18 protein-coding genes and 2 pseudogenes are annotated in these 22,816 nt (G+C 57.7%); 8 read left to right on the plus strand and 12 right to left on the minus strand.

From position 1 onward, the window contains the following. The first annotated feature begins 108 nt into the window (after nt 1-108). Nucleotides 109-552 carry an Hsp20 family protein gene (locus G5V57_RS02900; protein WP_165166113.1) on the plus strand — a complete coding sequence of 148 codons (444 nt, stop codon included), beginning with the start codon at nt 109-111 and terminating at the stop codon, nt 550-552. A gap of 1,350 nt (nt 553-1,902) precedes the next feature. Here G5V57_RS02900 and G5V57_RS34125 read toward each other — a convergent pair. From G5V57_RS34125 to G5V57_RS02920, 5 genes and pseudogenes are all read right to left on the minus strand, one after another. After that, nucleotides 1,903-2,078: pseudogene (locus G5V57_RS34125) on the minus strand (arylsulfatase); the annotation flags it as partial. Between the two features lie 1,620 nt (nt 2,079-3,698). Then, nucleotides 3,699-3,860 (minus strand): hypothetical protein, encoded by a 162-nt coding sequence (locus tag G5V57_RS02905; protein WP_165166114.1) that lies wholly within the window; start codon nt 3,858-3,860, stop codon nt 3,699-3,701. A gap of 550 nt (nt 3,861-4,410) precedes the next feature. Beyond that, nucleotides 4,411-4,886, minus strand: a pseudogene (locus tag G5V57_RS02910) (hypothetical protein). A 66-nt stretch (nt 4,887-4,952) separates the two neighbouring features. Continuing rightward, on the minus strand, nt 4,953-5,429 hold the full coding sequence (locus tag G5V57_RS02915; protein WP_165166115.1) for a TspO/MBR family protein: 477 nt from the start codon (nt 5,427-5,429) through the stop codon (nt 4,953-4,955). Between the two features lie 67 nt (nt 5,430-5,496). Further along, nucleotides 5,497-5,997 (minus strand): fasciclin domain-containing protein, encoded by a 501-nt coding sequence (locus G5V57_RS02920; RefSeq protein ID WP_371744854.1) that lies wholly within the window; start codon nt 5,995-5,997, stop codon nt 5,497-5,499. A 180-nt stretch (nt 5,998-6,177) separates the two neighbouring features. Here G5V57_RS02920 and G5V57_RS02925 point away from each other — a divergent pair, with 180 nt between their 5' ends. After that, nucleotides 6,178-6,756 (plus strand): helix-turn-helix domain-containing protein, encoded by a 579-nt coding sequence (locus G5V57_RS02925; protein ID WP_165166116.1) that lies wholly within the window; start codon nt 6,178-6,180, stop codon nt 6,754-6,756. A gap of 168 nt (nt 6,757-6,924) precedes the next feature. Here the strand turns inward: G5V57_RS02925 and G5V57_RS02930 are convergent, their stop codons facing one another. The 3 genes from G5V57_RS02930 to G5V57_RS02940 form a co-directional block, all read right to left on the minus strand. After that, nucleotides 6,925-7,329, minus strand: a complete 405-nt coding sequence (locus tag G5V57_RS02930; protein WP_165166117.1) for a two-component system response regulator — start codon at nt 7,327-7,329, stop codon at nt 6,925-6,927. 10 nt (nt 7,330-7,339) lie between these two features. Beyond that, nucleotides 7,340-7,768 (minus strand): response regulator, encoded by a 429-nt coding sequence (locus G5V57_RS02935; RefSeq protein ID WP_165166118.1) that lies wholly within the window; start codon nt 7,766-7,768, stop codon nt 7,340-7,342. 467 nt (nt 7,769-8,235) lie between these two features. Beyond that, on the minus strand, nt 8,236-9,051 hold the full coding sequence (locus tag G5V57_RS02940; RefSeq protein ID WP_165166119.1) for a MerR family DNA-binding transcriptional regulator: 816 nt from the start codon (nt 9,049-9,051) through the stop codon (nt 8,236-8,238). Between the two features lie 163 nt (nt 9,052-9,214). Here G5V57_RS02940 and G5V57_RS02945 point away from each other — a divergent pair, with 163 nt between their 5' ends. Beyond that, on the plus strand, nt 9,215-10,750 hold the full coding sequence (locus G5V57_RS02945) for a DUF1254 domain-containing protein (RefSeq protein ID WP_165166120.1): 1,536 nt from the start codon (nt 9,215-9,217) through the stop codon (nt 10,748-10,750). 1,273 nt (nt 10,751-12,023) lie between these two features. On the opposite strand, the gene G5V57_RS02950 is transcribed toward G5V57_RS02945, so the two are convergent. Both G5V57_RS02950 and G5V57_RS02955 read right to left on the minus strand, forming a co-directional pair. Beyond that, nucleotides 12,024-12,860, minus strand: a complete 837-nt coding sequence (locus G5V57_RS02950; protein ID WP_165166121.1) for an outer membrane protein — start codon at nt 12,858-12,860, stop codon at nt 12,024-12,026. A 1,736-nt stretch (nt 12,861-14,596) separates the two neighbouring features. Further along, complete coding sequence (locus G5V57_RS02955) at nt 14,597-14,794, minus strand: hypothetical protein (RefSeq protein ID WP_165166122.1); 198 nt, start codon at nt 14,792-14,794, stop codon at nt 14,597-14,599. Nucleotides 14,795-15,514: 720 nt separating this feature from the next. Between G5V57_RS02955 and G5V57_RS02960 the strand changes: the two genes are divergently transcribed. The 4 genes from G5V57_RS02960 to G5V57_RS02975 all read left to right on the plus strand — a co-directional run bounded on the left by G5V57_RS02960 (nt 15,515) and on the right by G5V57_RS02975 (nt 20,247). Next, nucleotides 15,515-17,278 carry an adenylate/guanylate cyclase domain-containing protein gene (locus G5V57_RS02960; protein WP_165166123.1) on the plus strand — a complete coding sequence of 588 codons (1,764 nt, stop codon included), beginning with the start codon at nt 15,515-15,517 and terminating at the stop codon, nt 17,276-17,278. A gap of 403 nt (nt 17,279-17,681) precedes the next feature. Beyond that, on the plus strand, nt 17,682-18,242 hold the full coding sequence (locus G5V57_RS02965; protein ID WP_165166124.1) for an adenylate/guanylate cyclase domain-containing protein: 561 nt from the start codon (nt 17,682-17,684) through the stop codon (nt 18,240-18,242). Continuing rightward, nucleotides 18,220-19,425: a tetratricopeptide repeat protein gene (locus G5V57_RS02970; protein WP_165166125.1), complete on the plus strand. Its 1,206-nt coding sequence runs from the start codon at nt 18,220-18,222 to the stop codon at nt 19,423-19,425. Before G5V57_RS02965 ends, G5V57_RS02970 begins: the two co-directional genes overlap by 23 nt. Before the next feature lie 183 nt (nt 19,426-19,608). Further along, nucleotides 19,609-20,247 carry a DJ-1/PfpI family protein gene (locus G5V57_RS02975; protein WP_206530190.1) on the plus strand — a complete coding sequence of 213 codons (639 nt, stop codon included), beginning with the start codon at nt 19,609-19,611 and terminating at the stop codon, nt 20,245-20,247. A 258-nt stretch (nt 20,248-20,505) separates the two neighbouring features. On the opposite strand, the gene G5V57_RS34755 is transcribed toward G5V57_RS02975, so the two are convergent. Next, nucleotides 20,506-20,976, minus strand: coding sequence for an alcohol dehydrogenase catalytic domain-containing protein (locus G5V57_RS34755; protein WP_371744717.1), 471 nt, complete (start codon nt 20,974-20,976; stop codon nt 20,506-20,508). Between the two features lie 38 nt (nt 20,977-21,014). Here G5V57_RS34755 and G5V57_RS02985 point away from each other — a divergent pair, with 38 nt between their 5' ends. Then, the gene (locus G5V57_RS02985) at nt 21,015-21,647 is read left to right on the plus strand and encodes a L,D-transpeptidase (protein ID WP_165166126.1); all 633 of its coding nucleotides are present in this window, start codon (nt 21,015-21,017) and stop codon (nt 21,645-21,647) included. Between the two features lie 41 nt (nt 21,648-21,688). Here G5V57_RS02985 and G5V57_RS02990 read toward each other — a convergent pair whose 3' ends face one another. Continuing rightward, entirely contained in the window at nt 21,689-21,838 is a 150-nt protein-coding gene (locus G5V57_RS02990) for a recombinase family protein (RefSeq protein ID WP_371744855.1), read from the minus strand. Nucleotides 21,839-22,816: the final 978 nt, after the last annotated feature.

A 22,816-nucleotide genomic window follows, 5' to 3' on the forward strand; every position in this document is an offset into this window, starting at 1 on the left:
CAACTAGATCGAATTCTACCGGGATTATAATCGGGTTAGCCCGGCGCGTCCATTGGCGGACGTCCGATGCGCTGCTCGTACCCATGTTGCTCAATGGAGGATGTGGCTATGAGGAACTTCGACTTTTCAACCTTGTCACGCTCAAGCGTTGGCTTTGAGCCTCTTTTCAAGCTCATCAATGAGGCTCAGAAGCGTTTTGACGCGGAAGGCGGCTTCCCGCCTTACGACATCATCCGGAAAGACGACTCAACCTATTTCATCCGATTGGCGGTTGCGGGGTTCTCGGAAGATGAACTTACCATCACTGCCAAGCAAAATCTCTTGACCGTTTCCGGTCAGAAGAAACCGGATGAAAAGCGCCATTACCTGCATGAGGGCATAGCAGGCCAGGCCTTCGAGAGACACTTCAGCCTTGCCGATCATATCGAGGTAAGTGGGGCCTCTTATGAAAACGGCATTCTTCAGATCGAGCTCCATCAGGAAATTCCGGAAGCGGCAAAGTCCCGGAAAATAACTATCAACGGTGGAGCATCTGCCAAGCTCATCAATTGATGGAGGCCGTCATGCGAGGAATGTATCTATCCCGAAGGATCCCCAGCGGGCTGGACCTTGATGACAGCCTGAGGCCCGCTGATGCGTTTACACACCCTCAGGAAGTGGTCTGCGATCCAGATCTCACCGTAAACGAGAAGCGCGCCATTTTGGCGTCCTGGGCCTCTGACGCCTGCGCCGTGGAAGCCATGCCAAGTTTGCGAAGAAACCCGGCCGGGCGAACGGTGACGTTCGACGAGATCATGGACGCTCTCAAAGAATTGGACGAGGAGGCAAGACGGGGGATGAAGCGAACGCCGTCATATCGTCGCTTGTTGAGCCAGCGATATATTCTTTAAACTGGCGACCGCCTGTCCTTAGTCCATCACAATTGTAGAGCCCGCTGCCCATAGTCTGGAGCAGTGGGCGTTTCGTCCCGCAATCGTAGCATGAACCTAGCCAATCATTTGCTGAGAGAGGCTGGCAGACTCGGCAGCAGCCAGACCCCTTCGGTCAACACCCGCGGGCTTCTCCTAGTAGCCACGGGGTCTCGGAAGTGTGAGGAACCGGATCACGCTAAGGTCAGGTTCTGCGGCGCTTGTCAAACCTCGAACCATGGCTGTTTTGCGGGCTGAGGACTATCCGACGCACTCTTTCGAAACGGCACCTTTCCGGTCTGGGGACATCGTGTCATCTCTCCATCGGGTTTCAGGACATAAGCGTTTAGGCCGCACTTGCTGCACACAATCGATCGTTCTTGCGGGTAAACGCCCTTCCACCAGGCGTGTCGACAGCCAGACCCAGAGAGAACTAATCGAAGAAGAGCGCGGGTGTTGATCATGCTCTCCCTCACGGGCGCCCTGAATGCAGCCTTTCATATTTTGCCAGGCGCTCCGCTTCCTGTTCTATCCTGCTTCGGTCGCCCGCATGGCCCTGCACGATATTTCGAGCCGTGGCGCGGGAAAGACCGTAGCGATTGCAAAGATGGTCTACTTCCCAGCGCTCGCTGAACCCCGGGCTGGCGCCCATATTATTGACGGCAACTTGCTTTTGCATCTCCTCTCTCCAATGTGCTGTTGAGTGCCGGCAGCTGCCGGCCCGATTTATGTAGTTTGGGCTTAGGGGTCTTCAAGCCCTTAGATAATCGAACCGGTTTGGCTTGGGGGTAAACGGGCGCTGCCCGCCTGTGATGAGCCTTCCGGCGACGTGCTGTGAGCGGCGCTATGGTGTCGTCAACGCGTTCTGGCTTCTCGGCCGGCCGAGGGTTGCCCTTTGGCCGGACGGTGATTTTGTTCCTCAATGGGCAACGAGGTAGACCTGCTGGCATTGAAGCGTCGTAAAAGTCGCCTCGACGCCCGAGGAAATCCGTCAGGACACCATCGGACGCGGCTGCGTCAGGCACGTTGACATTCCCGGGTCCACGGCCGCGGGATCTCCGCAAGTCCGGGAATCGGCGTGTTCTCGCAAGGCGGCGCGATACCCTGCTCGGTCGGCGTCTTGTTAATGTCGGGGAAGCTCACGCCGTGCATGGCGTCGAGGTGATAGACGCCCGGCCGTGCAACTCTGCTCGGCCTCTCGGATCACATCGGGAATTTCCCGCATTTCCTGGCGAAGCAATTCGCGCTTTCCTCCCTTGTTGGCATTGCGGGAGACGATCGGCGCTTGCCTTTCATCGCTTTGGCTAATGCGCGTTGATCGCAAACCGCCGCGTGTATTTCGAAAAGTTCTGAAACTAGCGGGGATCCGCACTCGAGCGCCATTTTGCGAGCGCGGTCGGCCTGGATCTGAAGTTTTGTGAGGGTGTTTCTCGTCTTCCGTCTGCTCTTGGCCATGGTGATACAAACGCAATTACCTGCGCCCCCTAGTGGAGCCATTGGTTGGTCCGTCGCGTGTGGAAGGCGTTATTTCCTCCCCCATTGGGGAGGTGATCACTCCATATTCCGCCGATTTGAGGCCACCGTTTGCAAGTTCGAAGCCCTGCGCAACTAGACCCCGCCTTATGATTTCTCGAACAGCAGCAGCTCGGCTTGGCATGCGGTTTCTGAAACGCCAATCTTCCACTGCCTGTGCTTCGGGCCCGTCCAACATAATTTGAAGTCTAATTTCGCGATGCCGAGGAGACATCGTAACCCTCTTTCCGATTAGACTACTTAGCTTTGTTAGTCATTATCCTCCATAACTAACAAGCAGTACATAGGTTCCCGCTACTTCGTTGATTGCACCTCATGTTCGCTTTATATTCTGTCGAATTGCCGGCGAACTAGAAAACCTCCGCCTAAGGCGGAGCGCCAGGCGGGGTGGCCGGTGTCCGCTCAACTGGGGGCATTGGCAAGCGGACGGGGACCACCGTCCTCGGAACCCGATGTGAGTAAAGTCGCCGTGAAACCTACAGGCCCCGCGCGGAAGGCGAATTAGGAATCTTCCTGGAACTGGGGTAGTTCACTCGTATTGTCAGCACGTGCATTTTCTTGCAACCGGGCGCTGACGACTGAGAGTTCTATGTGCTCCCGCCTCAAAGTGGAGCACAATATGTCCCCAAAGAACCCCGCTTTTCCTGATATGCTGCTTACCTCGAAGGTACGGGAAAACACCCGAGCGATAATGAGCGATCTCGTGAGTTTCTCAAATCGACTGAGGCAATGGTCGATGGCTATATTCCTGCTAAGGAACGGAACCAATTGCTTGAGCATTTGGCGGCGGCCTAGCGGAGACGGGGGACGTTATCGCTAAAGAACAATGGCGAATTTTGCGGGAACTGTCCGCGAAAGGTGGGGTACGGGCCAAGCCGAAGAGATGCTCAGGCAGTATGAGAAAGCTTCCTTTAAAAAACTGGCGGGAACTGAAAGAATTGCTGGACCGGTTGGATCGGGTAGAAAAATCAGACTGACCTGCGTCAGAAAAAGCCTCGTTCGTGCTTTCTTCATGGCGATACATGCCATTCTCTTCAGGCAGCGCAAACTCTCACCTAAGTGCCAATCCCGGGTTGAGAGTAGTGACAGTCGCGCCCCTGGGTAGGTCTCGCGCAGCGATTTGCTGACATGAGCCGGGCATCCTGGGTCGCTCAGCCCCCCTCGTCGAGTCAAGGTAGAGCCTGCCGCACAGCACCACGGCGGCAGGCAGATTCGCTTAATTCCACCAAGCATCTCACCATGAAATTGCACAGCGTATTATGGGCGAGCGCCGCTACCCTCGCGAGCCGCCAGCCCCTCCGCCGCGTCGAACTCTATGCCGAAATAGCCCGGTGCGAAGCCTCGCCGATTACGGACGAGGTCGCCCGGAAAGTTGCCGCCATTGAGGCGGAAGCCGAAAACTGCCGCCAAGCGCTGCATCGGTTAGGCGCCTTCCGACCGGATAAGGATCCGACATGCCCTTATTGCTGGATCGTGAACGAGGAACGTGCTTCCGTTTCAGACAGTGCCCAGCCGGGGCTGTATCGCTGCTCAAAGTGCGATGGCGAATACAGTTTATCGGCCTTATAACGCGAGAACGATAAGCAGCCCGCGTTTTGGAATGGGGTTGGCATTTTGCGAGCCAAGTTTGGGCGGTCCAACGAGCTTGTTGTCGCTGCCCGCCGGTGACCGCCTCCCGGAAATCGAGCCAGATCTGGGAAGCTTCGGATCCATATCTTTATCTACGTACGACGCGGACGCATTATCTGTGGTGGTGAAGACGAAGAATTCACTGATGAGGAGAAGCGGAATGCGCTGACTCCTGCCAAGGTGACCCGACTCAGTTCAAAGTTGCGTCGTCTGATGTCCTGCATTAGAAGTCTGACGTTGGTCACGCGCTTAACATAGACAGCTTCACTCTCTTGCAAACTATCAAGGGCGGCCGGTTGCCAAAGCGCCACCCTCCATCGAGGCGCACTATCGACCGGTCTCAGATCTTGCGGCTGTCGTAAGCCCAATGAAGCAGCGCCTGACGCTGTCGACGCCGGCAACTGAGGTCGCCGACCGCACACCGCTCGCGGATTTGTGCAACGTGATGACGCATGGCCTTCCAGCGCCTGATCTGGCGTTCGTCCTCGCCAGGTATCCGCCGGGCAAGGTAGTACCGGCAATACCATTGAAACCACCCCCGCGGATCGTCCGGATGGATCCATCCTCTGGCGCGCCAGACTGATAGAGGCTGGCTGGCATTGACTCGGAAGCAGTTCAGCGACGGATCTCGCTTCGCCGACGAGAGCTTGGCGCCTGTGAACCACTCGGCCGGAAACTCGGCAGTCGTGTCGGTCATATATTTGCCGCCGAACACGCCGAGCCCCAGCATTCCTTGGGTGTAAGCTCGGGCCGAAATCCGGGATCGAATTCATCTCCGGTGTGTGCTGAAAGCGTGTAGCGATAGCCGCGCTGCATGGTGTCGTTTGACCTCGATCGTACCCGTTCGCTCCGCCATCATCATCGTCTCGGTGGCCTTTGACATCAGCTTGCGTTAAGCCGCGTAATCTCCCAGTTCAGGACCGCCGCGAATGTGACCCAGCCGAGATACGGCCACAGCAAGGCGCTTGCTATTTGGTCGATCTGCCAGAAGCTGAACGCCGTCAGTGCTATCGCCACCCACAACGCTAGGATGGTCACTAGCCCACCGCGCGGATTGTGGCCGGCAAAGAAAACCCACGACCATGCTGCGTTGAGAGCGATCTGGATCAGAAACAGCACAACCGCCACCGTGGTCCACCGACCCTCTGTAGAGGTGAGCACCCGGTAGAAGGCGTAGGCCATCATTGCGTACAGAACGGCCCAGATCGGCCCGAAGATCCAGTTAGGCGGATTAAAGGACGGTTTTGCCAGGCTCGCATACCAAGTCGGGATGTTCGGCATGGTCGCAATGTTGCCGAGTAGGGCAGCGGCGGCGACCGGCACGACGGCGATGATTATTTCGAGTGACACATTGCGCACTTAACGATGGCTCCTCTATCGCGGCACAGGCCGCCGCAGTGTCGGCAGCGGCCTGCCGTGTTTGGTGTCACTTGGCCGGCGGTAGCAACACAGTGTCGATGACGTGGATCACGCCATTCGATGCGGCCACATCGGCGGCAGAGACAGTCGCATCATTGACCATCACCTTGTCGCCGTTGACCGCAATTTTCACGGGCGCGCCGTTCACGGTCTTTGCTTCCGACAGCTTGACGACGTCAGCAGCCATGACCTTGCCGGCGACCACGTGGTAGGTGAGGATTGCGGTCAGCTGATCCTTGTTCTCGGGCTTGAGCAGGTTCTCGACGGTGCCCGCCGGCAGCTTCGCAAACGCGGCATCAGTCGGTGCGAAGACGGTGAATGGCCCCGCACCTTTCAAAGTATCGACCAGGCCCGCAGTGCCGAGGGCCGCTGCAAGAGTTTTGAACTCACCCGCGCTCACGGCGGTGTCGACTATATCCTTCTCGGCCGCGCGGGCCATTGTGCTTGAAGCGGCAATTCCAACGGCAAGCGCTGCGGCGGCCGCGAGTTTCATGATTTTGATCTTCATCATTTCGCTCCTTGGGTTGAATGACGAGAGCCGGTTGCCGGCTGGCCCAACACGGGCTGAATGTGCATACAGTGAAATATCGTTTTCTTAATACTCACAATTTCGTGATATGAAATTATATTTTCTCCATAGTAAAACAATCACTACGGAATTTCATCAGCGGTTCACGAGGAACAAAAAATGCTTGCAGACATTCTGGCCTCCCGGCTCCAGGAATATGCGATCGGTCCCAAGATACGGGCCTTGCGCCGGGCCAAAGGAGTCAGCCTAGTTCAATTGGGCAAGCACAGCGGGCTGTCATCCGGTCTCTTGTCGAAGATTGAAAGAGGTAACCTGATCCCGCCACTCCCGACGCTGTTACGGATCGCTCTGGTGTTCGGCGTTGGCCTGGAGCATTTCTTTGCCGAGAGTGCCAAGCCTGTGCTGGCAGTTGTTCGTAAACAAGACCGCCTGCGCCTACCTGACGACCCACAGCGGCAATCCGCGTCGTATTTCTTCGAGAGCCTGGACTACCCTGTGACCGATCGGCCCATGGACGCCTATCTCGCTGAATTCCATTCTCCATCAAGCCCGCATGCCCATCCAGGCCCGGAGTTAATCTACGTGTTGCGAGGTCATTTGGTGGTTACGCTGGAAAATTCTAACGTTGAGCTGTCTGAAGGCGACGCCGTGCATTTCGACTCGACGTTTCGGCACAGCTACCACCCGAACGGCCGCGGCACCTGCAACGCAATCGTGATCGTAGCCCGAAGTAGATAGCCAAGGCCATGCTCGGCCAGTCGACTCGCCATGGGCTTGCATAAGGTTTGCCCAACCTCGAGAACCAAGTCGAAGTCTCAGCTAAACTCCGGTTTGCGCCAGCATTCGGCCACGAGAAAACAAAGGGCAGATTTGAGACCTAACGTTTACCCCTCGAACCGACGGGGCTCAGGTGGTTTCTTGATTTCTCACGGCGATTGCCAACAAGCGCTTGATACGATCGACCAGGGCTTGGTGAGAGTAAGGCGGCGCCAACACATGAACTTCTTCGCATAGGTCTACTGCGGCGGTCGCAGCCTTCGAAATCGTTCCAAGGAGTTGCACCTTGATTGAGGGTTTGTTCTCCCTGATCCAGCGGGCGAGTGCAAATCCATCAGATGCGCCGATCAAATCAACAGCAATGAGCGCCACATCAACCTTAACGTCGCTTTCCCCAAGGATCAGCTTCGCCTCGTCTGTGTTGGCCGCCTCGACGACCTTGTAGTCACACCCGCGAAGGTAGTCGGCCAACACGATCCGAACGAGCACCTGCGTCTCTACGGCGAGGACTGTCGCGGCAGCTTCAGTTGTCATTGAGGTCCAGCTATGTTGCTGAGTTCCTGGAGTCGACGAGCTTCAACAGCAAGAGATGCCGGGCGATTTCAGCCAGAACACGCTCATGAGTATAGGGCTTGGGTATGAGCGGCGCAACCACGGAACTGGGAACATCGGATGCTGAGATGTGGCCCGATGTCATGATGCAGCCCGTTGCTGGATGGTTGTCGCGGATGTAGACAGCAAGCTGTAGTCCGTCCATCGGGCCCGCCAAGCGCACATCAGTGAAGACCACCGCGACAGGGACACCGCTATAGAGGATGGCTATAGCGTCCTCAGCCTTAGCCGCCTCCAGCACGTGGTATCCGGCGCGGCGCAGAGCGTCGCTAATGTCCATGCGGATCAATACCTCGTCCTCCACGATGAGGATCGTCGGTCTATCCCGCTGATTTGGCATTAGTTCCACCGTCACTTGCATCCGAACCTCATAGCGCAACCACCAACCGGACCTCCCCACCCTTCGTTCCCTAATGGCAGTCAAAACCGGCAAAAATCTTTGAGAGGGTCATCGACAAGACCGGCGAGGGTCAACCCCCGTGGGGCCCTCAGACCCTCAGTATCCCGGATGCCCGCTTCTCGGTTCGCTTTCAGTACATTTTAATGCCGAGTTTTTGGGATAAGGGCCAGATTTTGAAAATTGATCGGCAAAATAGCGGGCACCTCAAAATAACCGCCGCTCTTTACGCATCTCGTCCCGGCGTTGTTGATCATGGCCATCTTCATTTTGCAAGTGCTCGAAACGGTTCCCGAGGTCGAGTTGGTCAAGCGATGAGAAGCAAATGCGTCCGGCAAGGGACGTTACAGGCGGCAAGACGAGCTGGTTAGATCCTTCGTAGGACGGCCGGGAACGTCTGAGCCCAAGGACAATTTCGTCAGATCGGTTGTTCATAATGCATGAAATCTTGCGCCTTGCTTGCTGACGCGCTCAATCACGACCCGAAGCTCCTCGAAGGACGTCACAAGAAATACGTTGCGCCTCGCTACCCAAGGGGCACCGCCAGCGAGCACAAGCTTGGCGCGCGCTGCGGTCGCTGCGGCTTGTAGCGCGTCTCCATTCGAGACGGCCCTTTGGCGCGTTAAGATCGCGGAGGCCGATACGATGAGCAATTTGGGCTTCAGTTTCTGAAGCAACGAAGGTATTTCCTCCATCGGCGGACCCTCGCCTATAAGCAACACGCGCCAGCCGGCCTCGGCAAGTACGAGTTCGGCCAGCGACAGGCCGAGAATGTGTCGCTCGCCTTCCAGGGAGCACAGAACCGCCCGCGGCGCCCGGTCATCGCGAGTAATGTCGCTGGCGCAGCTAGCGGTCGCGCGGCGCAACGTTTCGCTCGCGATGTGTTCCTCGAAGACTAAGCAGTTGCCGGCCTCCCACCGCCGCCCGAGCTCGACCACCGCCGACGCCAACTCATCGGCCACCTGTGCCCAGCTACCGCAGCGCTGGCGGGAGGTCAGCAGCATGGACTTTAGCTGGTGGAAATCCCCGGCCAGGAGAATGTCGAGCCATAACGACAGCGGCTTTGCAATTTCTGGCGAGAGGGTTGAGGAAATAAGCCGCCGAACTTCGGCCAGGTGAATGCGCCGATGGCCTCCAGGCGTCCGTTCGGCGTGTAGGAGACCGCTGTCGACCCAACGTTGGATGGTCGCCGGCGCTACACCAAGCCGGCGCGCCGCCTCACCAGTCGCGACGATTTCTCGTTTCATTGAACCCTGTCTTCGGAGCTCTTGTATTGCTATATGCGGCAATTCTGCAAGAGGAATCCGGCTCTGCTAGTGAATTGAGCGATTTTTATGTCATAGAATCGCCCAAATCATATCCAATTGTCCGAGCCCAGTGCAACCTTCGGACCATGAGCCGGTCACTTGAATGCATGACCGTGACGTTTCGGGCCAACTGATCGAGGAACAGCCGATCATGTTCAACAACCGAGCAGGTATGTTGGCCGGAACCCTGGCGCAGAATGCCGACTCGGAAACCACAGTCATCGAGACGCGTTTTGGTGCGTTGACGTTCGTTGACTCGCTGCCCACTGAGGAAACAAGGCAGAAGCTTTATGACGAGCTAGATTATCAAAGGGCCGTGCAAGCCATCTTATGGGCCGAGCCTGCCATCAACAACGCGTTGTTTCGGCGGGCCATGGACGTCGCCGGCGTACCCGATCTTGGCGCGATGATCTACGACAAGCGCATGCAGCCGGGTCAGGAGGCGCTGACCCCGAACCAAAGCGTGATATATCTTTACGATCGGATTGATTTGAGCGATGACCAGCCGGTTATCTATGTCGCGCCGCCGGGTCCCATCAACGCCGGCTTCTTCGACATGTGGATGCGACCGATCCACGACTTCGGAATCGTCGGACCGAACAAAGGCAAGGGTGACAAGATTGTCGTCCTGCCGCCTCACTACGCTGGCGAAATGCCGGCCGGGTATCATCCGATCCAGTCGAAGACCAATCAGCTGTTCACAATCACGCGTGTGTTCGTCAATGAGACCATGAGTGAGAAGCAGGGTACCGCGCTGGTTCGGGAGATACAAACTTACCGACTGTCAGACGCCGCCAATCCGCCCGCAAAATCCTTCGTTCTGATGGGCGATCCAGCCGGGGGCGGCAAGGAGTTCCGCATGAATAGACCCACGGGGCTCGACTACTGGCGGCTCCTGCATCAGATTGTAAACGATGAGACGCTTGAAGAGCGTGACCGTATCCCGCTCGGCAATCTGGCCTCGATTGGAATCGAGCGGGGTAAACCTTTCGCTCCCGATCCTCGCATGGAGAAGATTTTGGTCGACGCGGAACGGACTGGCAAAGCGATCATGGTTAATGAGGCCTTCTCGCCGCGCGCCATCCCAGAGGGCATAGAAAAGCACTTCTATCCTTGCACGCAATGGGAGAACGTCCAGCTCTTGCCGGACATGAGTCAGACTGGACAGAATTTCGATTATGTGGTCAACCGGATGGTGGCGTTCTATCAGGCAAATGGCGCGCAACTCTTTTGGACACCTCGCGACTTCCCGCCCGGTTTCGGCCAGAAATACCTTGGCGCGTACAAGGACGACTGGGGCGACTGGCTTAAAGGCGAGCACAGCTATCTCTTGCGTGTGCCAGCAAACGTGCCAGTCAAGGATTTTTGGTCGGTCGCCGTATACGACGTCGGGACACGCGCGCTGATCGAGACGCCGCAGCATCTCGCCGAGCTCAATCCGAAAGTCCAGAAGCTCAAGACCGACGCGGACGGCTCGATTGATCTCTGTTTTGGTCCGACCGCGCCTCCGGGAATGGAGACGAACTGGGTGCAGACGATTCCAGGCCGGGCCTGGTTCGCATATTTCCGTTTCTACGGTCCGACGGAAGCCTTCTATGACAAGAGCTGGCAACTGCCTGATGTTGTGAAGCTCGACTAGCGCTTCAACCATCGACGCGATCAGAGAATAACCAGTCCGGTCGCGTGGTTCGACGCCCGCGCCATCTTTGGCATTGGCGGCTTGCTTGCTGCCACCGGCGTTCGTGCAGGTACAAACGCCCACTCCGCGCAACGCCGATTCTATCCGCGGCACACCGGAGGGCGCCATCATGCCGGAGGAATACGCTTGGGTTCTGGGCCGATTTATTTATCTCTGGGGCTGGCCGATGGCGAACACGCACGGCCGGGCGGCGGCGATGCTGAAAGTTACCGAACCAGGGGGGCACCGTCGCCGACATCCTGATGGCGCACGTGCTCTCGTGCATCAAGGACGAGGGGTTGAGCGTGCCGTATCCGGGAATCGCGTCTTATCGGGATCGGTGCCTGGCTCGGCCCGCATGGAAGCGGGCCGTCAAGGCATACTGCGCCCGGGTCGAGGCGGGATAGATCGACATCATCGGCCAAGCCGCGTCTAACGCCACCTCCGCCGGAAGGTCCTAGCTTGCTGTGCCGCCAGGGCATGAGCCCACGACTTGGCATTGAGCGAGGGTAAGGGGCTGACCTCGGCGCGGTTGCCGCCGCTGGACCCGCGCCGGCGCATTCGGAGATTTCTTATCCTGTGATAAAAAATCGGGCCTAAGCAGGTCGCCGCCCCGTGCAATTATGAGCCTTCACAATTCTGTTCCGGCATCTAGGCTCATCCGGGATGGAGGCACCCAATGAGAGTTTTGCTAGTCGCCGCCCTTTTGTGCACCACATGGTCGCCTTTGGCGCTCGCTGAGGACGAGCCCACAACATACATCTGCAAGACGGAGCAAACGACGGGCTTTTCCTACAAGAACGGCGTCTGGAAACCTCAAAATGAATGGAAGCAATCGACGTTTGTCCTCCAGTACATGGGGGGCATGCCCGAAAAGTCGTATTGGGTTCTCACAAGACTCGGATTCCCTCTGGCGTTGGCTGATTGTGATGACAGCTACCTCGACTCATCCAAAAAAAGCGGGTGCGGGGGCCCCTTATTACCTGCACCGGCATCTCGGAGATGGAGATGAACACAACGACGCGGGCATTCATCTACTCGAACATCCAAAACTTTGTGGATGATTTCGATCAGGAAAATACAACGCCAACACTCAGCATAGGCAAGTGCTCGCCGTTCTAATCATAAAAGGGAAAACCAGCGTGCTTGCGCCCATGGTGAGACATTCTGGGATCGCTCCCCGGCAGCCCTGTTCACCCGAAACTTTGAAATATCACCACTCGCTGCCGAAGTGCTAGCTCAAGCCGACGCGCACGGCACTGAAGGCATTGTCAAATTTGGTGTCGCCCGTGAGCTCGACGTTGCCCAGGAACATCTCGGTGTCGCCAAGATCGGTATAGCGGTATTCGATATTGGCGCTCAACTCGTCGGTAAAGGCATATTCGAACCCGCCGCCGAGCGTCCAGCCCCAGCGCGTCTCCGTGTCGTCCAAGTTGCCACCGGCAAAGTCGGGTTGCTTGATCTTCATGTCCACGCCACCGACGGCCGCACCGCCCGTCACATAGATCAGGGCACGATCCATCGCATAGCCAAGACGCAATCTGAGGGATCCCAGCCAGTCAATGTCCTGCTCGATTTTGCCAAGCGGAGTAAAGACTGTGAACATGATGTTCGTGTCACCCGAAAGGTCAGCAAACTCGAGGTCGCCCTCGACGCCGAGCACAAAACTATCGACCTGCCAGTTGTATCCGGCATGGGCCCCGCCGAGCCAGCCATCCATGCCAATCTTGCTGTCCTCGCTGGGTTCGATAATCACGTCGTCGCTGCTGGTATTGAAGATGCCCGTCGCCAGGATGACCGGGCCGAGCGCGTCTCGATCGAACTTCACATCGTTCTGACCCGAGCCATAGCCGCCTTGGAGCCCGATATAAGGCCCCGTCCAGTCGTATAGAGGTTCGACAAGATCGCAGCCTGTGCCCCGCTCACCATCAGCGCCGACGCAGCGCCAGCCAATATTGTCTTGCTGACGAACTGCGATTGTAAGAATGCCGCCCGGTGTGATCAAAAAGCCACAAAAGCGGCAGCCTTGTTGCCGGATTCCATCTGGGACATGACAGATACGGGTTTTCAACTTGAGATGTTAGGCGCGCGTCGATTCCCGTCACAGGCCCCAAGGTCCAATAGGTAGCCTCGTGCGGATGGCCTATCTTGGGTTGTCCTCTCTTTTTTGCCGAAGGAGCGGACGGAACCCAAGTGCCCCGTCCATCGGCCGCCCTAGCCGTGGGCGGGGTTTTCTCATAAACCTAAGGTCCAATATCCAGCCGTCGCAATCAGAATAGGCTAAGCTGTCCGCTCGGCAGCGGACATCTCCCACAGGTCCTGGGAGGGGAAGCCCGTCGACGAGGTACCGACCCGGGCGGGGCTTTCTCATTGACGAATTGGTCCCAGCCTTGTGATCTGTTTACGCCACCTACGGACTCCCGCTAGGCTGGTGGTGTCCGCCCCGCCATACCCCCCGGAGGGGCCGACACCCGAACCTGACCCCGCCCTTGGCCCTCACGCTAAGGCGGGGTTTTATATCCACCAAGGTCGCATATTCGCCCGCCGCGATTCGAGAGTACGCTGAGCCGTCCGCCGCGCAAGGACGACTACTCTCCCCCTGCGAGGGAAGCCCCGCTCCGCCGGGCGGGGCTTTTTCATTAGTGGGAGCCGGCGTTGTGATCTTCTTAAGCAATCAAATTGCGCGCACTTTATGCTGCGTACGGATTCCCGCTAGGGTGGTGATGTCCGCCTCGCCAATCCCTGGTGGGCCGGCACCGAAGGAAAGCCCCGCCTGGCCGCCCTCGCCTTGGCGGGGCTTTCTCAGCGCCCGAACGCACGCACCTTCACTGTCACCTGGCGGACGGTGATCGTCTTGTTCGCCGACTATCACGCCTTCTCGGCCAGTTCCTGCAGGTTGAGAACGTGCACCCCGCGTGATGACAGTCGCTCAACCGCGCGGACATAGGGCCGATCCGGGACCGCGAGCGTATCTGAAGGTCGGCATTGCGCTCGCAGAATTGCCTGATCAACTGGTTTGTCTCGACCGGCTTTCCCCAAGGTCCAATAATCGCGGCATGTTGATGGCCTATGCTGGGTCATCTGCTGTCCACCCCCCGATGGACGGACGCCCGAAGAACCCCGTCCATGGCCTCGCCTCGGGCGGGGTTTTCTTACCCGCCGGGGAGCCTCAATAAAGTTTAACTTTACCGCTTCTAAACGCCCTCTATACGTCTTACGTCCGCTAGCCAGCCAACAGCAAGGCGCGGACATCTTCTGGGAGGAAGCCCCGTTTTCCAACCCCCGGTCACGGGGGTTCTTCGAAGAGAAAACCTCGTCATGAAGCGGACGGCGACATGGCGGGGTTTTTCATTTCCCGCACGGCTAATCAGGGTCTCCCGTACCGAGGGCTTGCAGCGCCCCATAACGCTCGAGGTGGGCGTTGACCTTGTCGAGGCCGAGTTCATAAAGATCGCCAACGCCCGGTCCCCATGACCGCCGGCGTCACCCCTCTGGCCTTGCCTAGCTTGCCGGGGCTAAAGTTGAGATCGCCGGGAGGGATTGCACACTCCCTGCGGCAGCCCCGTTGGAACCCCTTCCGGTTTCACCCCAAAATTTGTAGGTTGTTGCCCCAGATGTTGCCCCAGACCAAACGAGGCCATCTTGTTATCTTCAGAGTTTAGTCTAAGTCTTTGATTTCATTGGCGAGCCCGGATGGGTTCGAACCATCGACCCTCTGATTAAAAGTGAGATGCACACACGCAGGACTTAAAATCCTGAGCCCACAAGGCGTCCCGGTTCGATCCCCGGAGGGGGCACACGCAAGATTTAGGTTCCTGTGGGGGTGCCGGTGGGATTCTCGTCCCTCCGCCCCCACCACGGCGACCTTCGGCGCACCATGACCTCGATCATCGGTGGCCGTGATTCCTCGCCGCCGGCGGTGACGCCGCGCTCCTGCAGCGCGACGACGCCGAGCTCCTCGACCAGCATATGACGCGCGAACCGGCTGGCATCCTCAACGATCACGGTCCGCACGCCATTGCCCTCGATGCGATCCAGCAGGGCAGCGATGCCCGGACGCGGTCGATGGCATCGGCGCGTACCGCTGCTAAATTCCATGTTAAGATTGTGGAAAGGTCACCTCATTCAATATCTGGTGACTCGCAGAATCATCCGCGCCAGGGCGAGAATGATGAGCGACGAGCGCCTCTGAGAGAAAAAGCCGCGAAGAGTACCATCCAGCTCAGTCCCCGCGGGTGGCGCGCGTCCTTCCTCCCTTCAGGGCCATGGAAGCGAACATGCCGAACATTGTTCGCCGAATTTCGCAGGTGTTCGGAGCGAACGAACACGAACACACTCCTTTAGGAGTGTTCGTATGTTCGCCACCTTGTTCGGTGACTTAGCCCCTAAACCGCAGTTCCGAATATCCGCTTCCGGGTGCGTAGCGGACATCTTTGCTCAGGCCGTGGAGTTCCGCTTATGACCCTAACCGGACCTCAGAAGAACTAGGTGAACCGTCACTGGACTGCGTTGTCCTGGAGGTCGTTGGCGAACTATCCGGCATTTGGGCGGACAGAACCTCCATAACGAATGCGGCCGCCGCTTTCTCGGAAGTACCCATTGATTCGGGAGGCTTGCTGTTTGTCTCTCGAAGCTGTCCGGGATGACCACAGAAATGTCTCCTTGCCAAGAAACTTACGCGTTCGGTATGACCGCGTGATAGGTTTCCTTGTCGAGGAGCGATACATGGCCGAACAGAGGAAACTCGCGGCTATCCTGGCGGCAGATGTGGTTGGGTTCAGCCGGCTCACCGGTGCGGATGAAGATCGCACTTTGGCGCGGTTGCGGGCGCTGCGCAGCGATCTGATCGATCCAACCATAGCAGTCCATAAGGGTCGGGTGTTCAAGCGCACCGGCGATGGAGCCATCGTCGAGTTCCGCAGTGTAGTGGATGCTGTGCGCTGTGCTATCGAGGTGCAGAATGCAATGATCGAGCGCAATGCCGGCGTGCCGACGGAGCGGCGCATCGAGTTCCGAATTGGCATCCATGTTGGCGACGTGGTCGAGGAGAGTGACGGCGATTTGATGGGAGATGGCGTCAATATCGCCGCGAGACTACAAGGGGTGGCCGCACCCGGCGCCATTTGTCTGTCGGAGGACGCCTATCGTCAGGTGAAAGCCAGGCTGGATCTCTTGGTCAGCGATCTTGGCGAGACGAAACTGAAGAACATTGCCGATCCGATGCGAGTTTACTCGCTGCGGGTTGGTGCCGAGGCAAAGGCGAAGCCGGAGCCGGGCGCGCCCATAGCAACTTCGGAAATGCGCGACAAGCCGTCTATCGCGGTCTTGCCCTTTCAGAATATGAGCGGTGATCCCGAACAGGGCTATTTCGCCGATGGAATCTCCGAAGATATTATTACGGCCCTCTCAAAGCTGCCGCAACTTTTCGTGATCGCGCGCAATTCATCCTTCACCTTCAAGGGCAGGAACGTGAACGTACAAGAGGTGGGCAGGAGCCTGGGCGTACGCTATGTGCTGGAGGGCAGTGTCAGGAAGTCCAACAACCGGGTACGTATCACCGGGCAGCTGATCGATGCGACGACTGGCGGACATCTGTGGGCGGAGCGTTTCGATCGCGAACTGACCGATATCTTCACCGTGCAGGACGACGTGACGCAGCACATTGTCGGCGCACTCGCACTCAATCTGACGGAAAGTGACAAGCAGCGGCTGACGACTGAGCATACCGACAACCTTGAAGCCTATGACAGTTTCCTGCGCGGCCGAGAGCAAGTGTGGCTGCTCACAAAGGGGGCAAACGCCCAGGGGCAGAAATTGTTACGGCGCACTATTGAACTGGATCCGACATTCGCCCCTGCATATGCCTTCCTCGCTTGCGCGCACAATCTCGACTACGTGAACCGCTGGAGCCCGGTACCGTCGGAATCGCTGGAACAGGCGGATAAGGCAGCAACACGGGCGGTTTCGCTAGACGATCAATATCCGTACGCGCACTGGGCGAGAGCCATCGCCTATCTTTATATGCGACGACACGATTTGGCTATCCAGGAAGCTAAACGCACGATCTCCCTCGATCCAAATCTTGCCTTCGGCCATGAAGTGCTCGGTACTTCCCTGCACTTTTCGGGCAGGTCCGTGGAAGCAATTGCATGTTTCGACCGAGCAATGGCCTTAGACCCTTATTTTCCGGACGTATGGCTCCATTTCTACGCTCAAGCGGTGTTCCAACTTCGCCGGTATGACGAAGCTGTCGGGATCCTCAAGCGGCGAATTGACCGCAATCCTCACACCGATGCCTCCCGCGTGCTGCTGGCGGCGAGCTATGGTCATCTGGGCCGCTTCGACGAGGCACGTGCCGAATGGCAGGAAGTGTACCGTATCAATCCCGACTATTCCCTGGAACACCGCCGCGATGTGCTGCCATACAAGAATCCCGACGATTTCGAACTGATCATCGAAGGGCTGCGCAAGGCCGGCATCCAACAGTGAGGCGATGGGACCTACCGCTCGGTGAGCTGGCGGCGAACTCGCCCATTAGGAGCATGAGTATTGCGTAACCCCTTGTTGATGGCTGGCGTCTGGCCGGCCTGCCAAACTAGACAGTGTCGTCTCGAACGTGCTCAGAAATGAAGGACATCGCGGAAGTTATTTTACACATCAAGGGTCCTCGCACCTGGATGGCGCTCAAGTGGTTTTCATCTATGTCTGCTTGTGCCCTAAGGCGACATCCCAGCTATCAATTGCGATGCGCGGTTTTGAGGGGAAAGCTGCTGTGCCGCGGACATGGTCATGAAGTCCGAATCTGACCCCACAGCGGTCATCCGTTCCATTAGACTTCTCAGCGGGACACCAATACAATGCGGTCTGCTTAGTCTGAGGGCAATCGCACCGCATGGCCGAAGAACGCGCCCAGCGCCGCCTCGCTGCTATCCTCGCCGCCGACATAGTCGGCTACTCGCGCCTCATAGGCGCGGACGAGGAGGGTACGCTCGCAGCACTAAAGGCACACCGTCGCGAACTCACTGATCCCAAAGTTGAGCAGCACCACGGACGAATCGTCAAGACCACCGGTGACGGCGTACTGATCGAGTTTGCGAGCGTGGTGGATGCCGTACGTTGCGCGGTCGATGTGCTGCGTGGCATGGCGGAACGCAATGTCGGGGTGCCACCCGACAAGCGGATCGAATTTCGCATCGGCATCAACGTGGGGGACATCGTCATCGATGGTGACGACATCCTCGGCGACGGCGTCAACATCGCGGCGCGGCTAGAAGGGCTCGCTGAACCTGGCGGTGTACTCGTATCGCGCGCGGTCCGCGACCAGGTGCGAGACCGTCTCGAGCTTGCCTTCGAGGATCTGGGTGAGCGCGAACTAAAGAACATTGCGCGACCCGTGCGAGTTCTATCGGGTCCAGGTTCCGGTGGAGTCGATGACGGCGCATGCCCGGAGTGAGGGCCTGCCGCTACCAGACAAACCATCCATCGCTGTGCTCCCCTTCACCAATATGAGTGGCGATCCCGAGCAACAGTATTTCGCCGACGGCATCACCGAGGACATCATAACCGAGCTATCCCGCGCGAGGGGCCTTTTCGTGACTGCCCGGAACTCCTCGTTTTCATACCGTGACAAGGCGGTGGATGTCCGGCGCATCGCGCATGAACTCAGTGTGCGCTACGTAGTCGAGGGTAGCGTCCGCAGGATGGCGGGTCGAATTCGCATCACGGCGCAATTGATCGATGCCGTGTCGGGCAATCATGTTTGGAGCGAGCGCTTCGATCGCAGCATTGATGACCTTTTCGCCATTCAAGATGAGCTTATTCAAACCATTGTCGCCACTATTACAGGACGGTTAGAGGATGCCGAGATATGGAATTCGTCGCGCAAACGGACAGGCAGCTTGTCGGCCTATGACTGCCTCTTACGCGGCATTGAGCAGTTGCGCGCTTATGGCCCAGAGGTAAACCGCCGCGCACGCGAATTATTCGAGCAAGCCGTCGCGCTGGATCCACAATATGCTCTTGCACACGCATATCTTGCATTATCCCTGGTGATCGAGAGTGGGTACTTCAGCGCACCCGACGCAATCAAGCAACGTGCGCTGGAATCGGCGGTGACCGCTGTCGGGCTGGATCCGCGCGAAAGCCGATGCCACATTTTTCTCGGACAAATCCACCGTTTTCGGAGTGAATACGATCTGGCGATCTCGCACCTTGAGCGTGGCTTGGCGCTCAACCCTAACGACGCCACGGGAATGATCCATTTGGCATCAGTACTTGGCGTTTCCGGCCGCGCTGAAGAGGGCCTTGAGATTATCCATCGGGCGATCAAGCTCGATCCATTTTTGCGCTTTTATTGGGGCGCCCTTGCCATCTGCCTGTACACCCTGAGACGCTACGAAGAGGCACTGGCTGCACATCAAAAGAGGCTCGAGAGCGACAAATCTCCCTGGTGGCTGGCCAAGGAAGCGGCCTGCCTGGCACAACTCGGACGTCTCGAGGAAGCGCATGCACTGGCAGCCGAGGTGTTGCGACGCAAACCGAGCTTCAGTGTGCGGGTAGAGATGCCGCACTACAAGTATCCTGGTGATGCAGAGAACTTACGCCAGGGTTTGCTAATGGCCGGGTTGCCGGAGTGATTGCTTCTGGCCTAAGGCGACATCCGAGCTAACAATTGCTATGCCCGGTTTTGAGGGGAAAGCTGCCGTGCCGCGGACATGGTCATGAAGTCCGAATCTGACCCAAAGCGGACATTCGCTGGAGCTAGGTGCTATGCTGGTGGGCTTGGCCGAGAGGTATGCACACTTGTCTGAAGGCGAAGCATGGAGGCTCTCATGGAGAGAAAGCGTGTGGGGATCGTTATATACGAGGAGGTTGAGGTCCTCGATTTCTGCGGGCCATTCGAGGTTTTCTCAGTAACTCGCATGAGCGAGGAGAGACGTCGCGACGAGCCGTCGCCGTTTCTCCCTCTTCTGATCGCGGAACGCTCAAACCCGGTCAATGCAACCGGTGGCATGCAAGTGCTCCCGCATCATTCGATGTCCGACTGCCCGCCTTTGGATATCCTCGTCGTTCCGGGCGGCTGGGGCTACCGCCACCACATGAAGAACGTTGCGCTCCATCAGTGGCTCCGCTCGCGCGCCGCTCAGGCGGAAACAGTGACGGCCGTTTGTACGGGCTCGCTCCTGCTGAGTTCTGCTGGGCTCTTAGACGGCCTGCGAGCAACCACTCATTGGCGCTTTCTGGATACGATGCGCGACTCCTTCCCTGAGATAAGCGTCCAGTACGACAAGCACTTCGTGCGGGACGGCCGCGTGTTCACCTCGGCAGGCATCTCGGCGGGGATTGATATGTCGCTCAAGGTGGTTGAGCAGTACTTCGGCGAGGCGATCGCCCGTGCTACCGCGCGCCACATGGAGTACCCATACCCCGACACAGATAGCCGACGGATACAGCTGTAGGGCAAAGACCCTTGCCGAGGGGCACGCTATTGCCGCGCGCGCCATTGACATAACAGGGCAGATCCAGCCAGCCATGGACGATCCGCAGATCGCGAACAAGCACAGAAGCGGCGCAGCGTCAGCGGCAGCCACTCATCCGGCACTAGAGCAAGCGCCTCGCGCATATCCGCCATCGAAACTGATGCCGGTTATCTTTCTGTTTTCGCGGAGAATAAACTTCCCTTTTCGGCAGGATCGGCAGTAACCGCAATGGCCGCCCTAACAGCCCACACCAACTCGCTGTCCCCTTTTCCACTCGTGCACGTCAGCGCCGACTGCATCGATGATGCCGACAACCTCATGGCCGGGCACTCGGGGATATGTGATGCCGGGAAAAGCACTGAGCTTCACGAGCATGTCGCTGTGGCATACTCCCCAAGCCTGAACCTTGACGCGAACCTGTCGCGACACGGGCTTAGGAATATCGCGCTTCACCAGTTCGAACGGTCCTCCGGCCTTGGAACGTATGGTCCGGCCGTGCGTCGCAAGAGATTCGTCGATATAAGGCGATCGATCCCCGGCCAAGGGAAGCCGTCCTTGGACCGATGGCGATCGCAGAGAGTCAACCGAAGGTCGGCATAGGAGAGTGTTCACAATAACCGTCGCGTCGAAACCTTTGTGGTAAATCAAGCCAAAATCGTACATGAAGAAGATCTCGGTCCGCGATATCGAAGCTATCGCAAAGGGCATTGCAAGGTTCAACCTCGACAAGAGCTGGGAAGTCGTAAATGACTAGATCGATCCACATTGAGCAAGTGTCTGCCAAGAGATTGTCGCGGAGGGCCTTCTTCGCCGGTGCTGCAGCAACTATCCTCGCGGTGCCGGCACGGGCTGACGATGCCGACGATCCCTATCCTTTGCCGCCGTTCGACTACAAGAGGCTTCCGCCGGATTTTCGTCGCGCGGTTGTCGCCTACAATGGGCGGCATTGGCCAGGGACTATCATTATCGATACCTCGTCTCGGCAACTCTATATCGTGCTCGAGAACAAAACGGCGATCCGCTACGGCTGCGCGGTGGGCCGGGACGGCTTCAGGTGGGCGGGTCTGGCCGATGTCGGACGCAAGGTTATGTGGCCGCGCTGGACGCCGCCCAAGGACATGATCGCGCGTAGCCCCGAAAAAGCAAAATGGGCGAACGGCATGCCGGGCGGTCCCGACAATCCGCTGGGCGCCAGAGCCCTCTACCTATTCCAAAACGGCAACGACACGCTCTATCGCATACACGGCACAACGGAGCCACTTTCCATCGGAAAGAATGCCTCGTCGGGCTGCATCCGCATGGTCAATCAGGATGTCGTTGATCTTTATCGTCGGGTCCCTGTGGGAAGTCGGGTGATTGTCATGGCGGAGGGAGTGTAGGGTGAATCCCTTGCTGGCGTGTCGCCTTGGGCCAAGGCGGCCTAGCCTAGCGTCTTGTCTTCGGCCTTCCCTCTCGCGAGCGCCGCGGTCACTCGCTCGTGGATCATGGCCCGTTCGAGCTCTGCGAAGACGCCCATCATTTTGAACGTGGCCTCGCCAGCCGGGGACCGCGTGTCGACTGTGCAGATTATCGGGCGGGAGCGTTGAGCGCCTTATAGACCATGCCCCGGCTGCACCCCAGTGCCTTCGCGATCTCTGTCGCGCCAGCACCGCTCGCCTTCATGCTCTGGATCCTCTTCCAGTCGAACTTGACCGGTAGTGTCCGGCATTAGCACTCATTGGACAGAATCGGCGGAATGCGGATGGAGGATTTCTGGCTCAAATTGAGGGATGGTGGGGACCGGGAGGCGTTGAAGAGAATAAGGATAGTCGAATAGGTCACGGGCCGGTGTGCGATCATTCAACGATCGGTTCAGGCTCCTATTTTGCTTTCCGGATAAGAAGATCTATTCGCTCGCCCGCTTTCCATGGAGCTGGATGCGAGAGGCGTTCAACGGAAAAGCAGGTCTCAAGTCTGCCATTTACGATTATCCTTTGACTGGTCAGATGGGCAAAATCCACTGTGTCACGATCAAGTTCGACAGAGACTATCGTTCCAATTCCTCGCAAACTTATTCTGTCGAGGGTCGTGAAAGAGGGTCGGGGTAGCAGGCTCTTCTTACCGCGCGGTTTTGGTAACCCAGTCATTATTACCTCGCAATGAGCCCGCGGCCGAAGCGTGGGTTTGAAGGGTCCAACACGGACGTGCCTAACCCGCCACTGCTAGCCGGTTGCTCGTTTCAATTTGTCCGCTGGCAAACAATACCATGTTACACTTGTGTTCCATATTCGGAAAGATTTGGCGAGCGGGATACAGGTGAAGGTGAGGATCTGGCAGATCTCATTCAATCGAGGAATTCTTGAAATGCAGCCTCTGAGCGGCCCCTGATATGGCGAAACATGCTGATCGAGGCCTGCGATAAGTTCTGTGCGCAATGCGGGATTCGAACCCCTCTCGGTTGAGAAAAACGGAAATAACAGGTAAATTTCTGTCTATCTGGGGCGACTTTGTTTTTAATGCGCGTTTGTACGTGCAATTTCTCAGCAGGCTAGAGGCGAAACCCGTCGCT

Origin of the sequence: Nordella sp. HKS 07 (assembly GCF_011046735.1) — a bacterium.
Lineage (GTDB): Bacteria > Pseudomonadota > Alphaproteobacteria > Rhizobiales > Aestuariivirgaceae > Taklimakanibacter.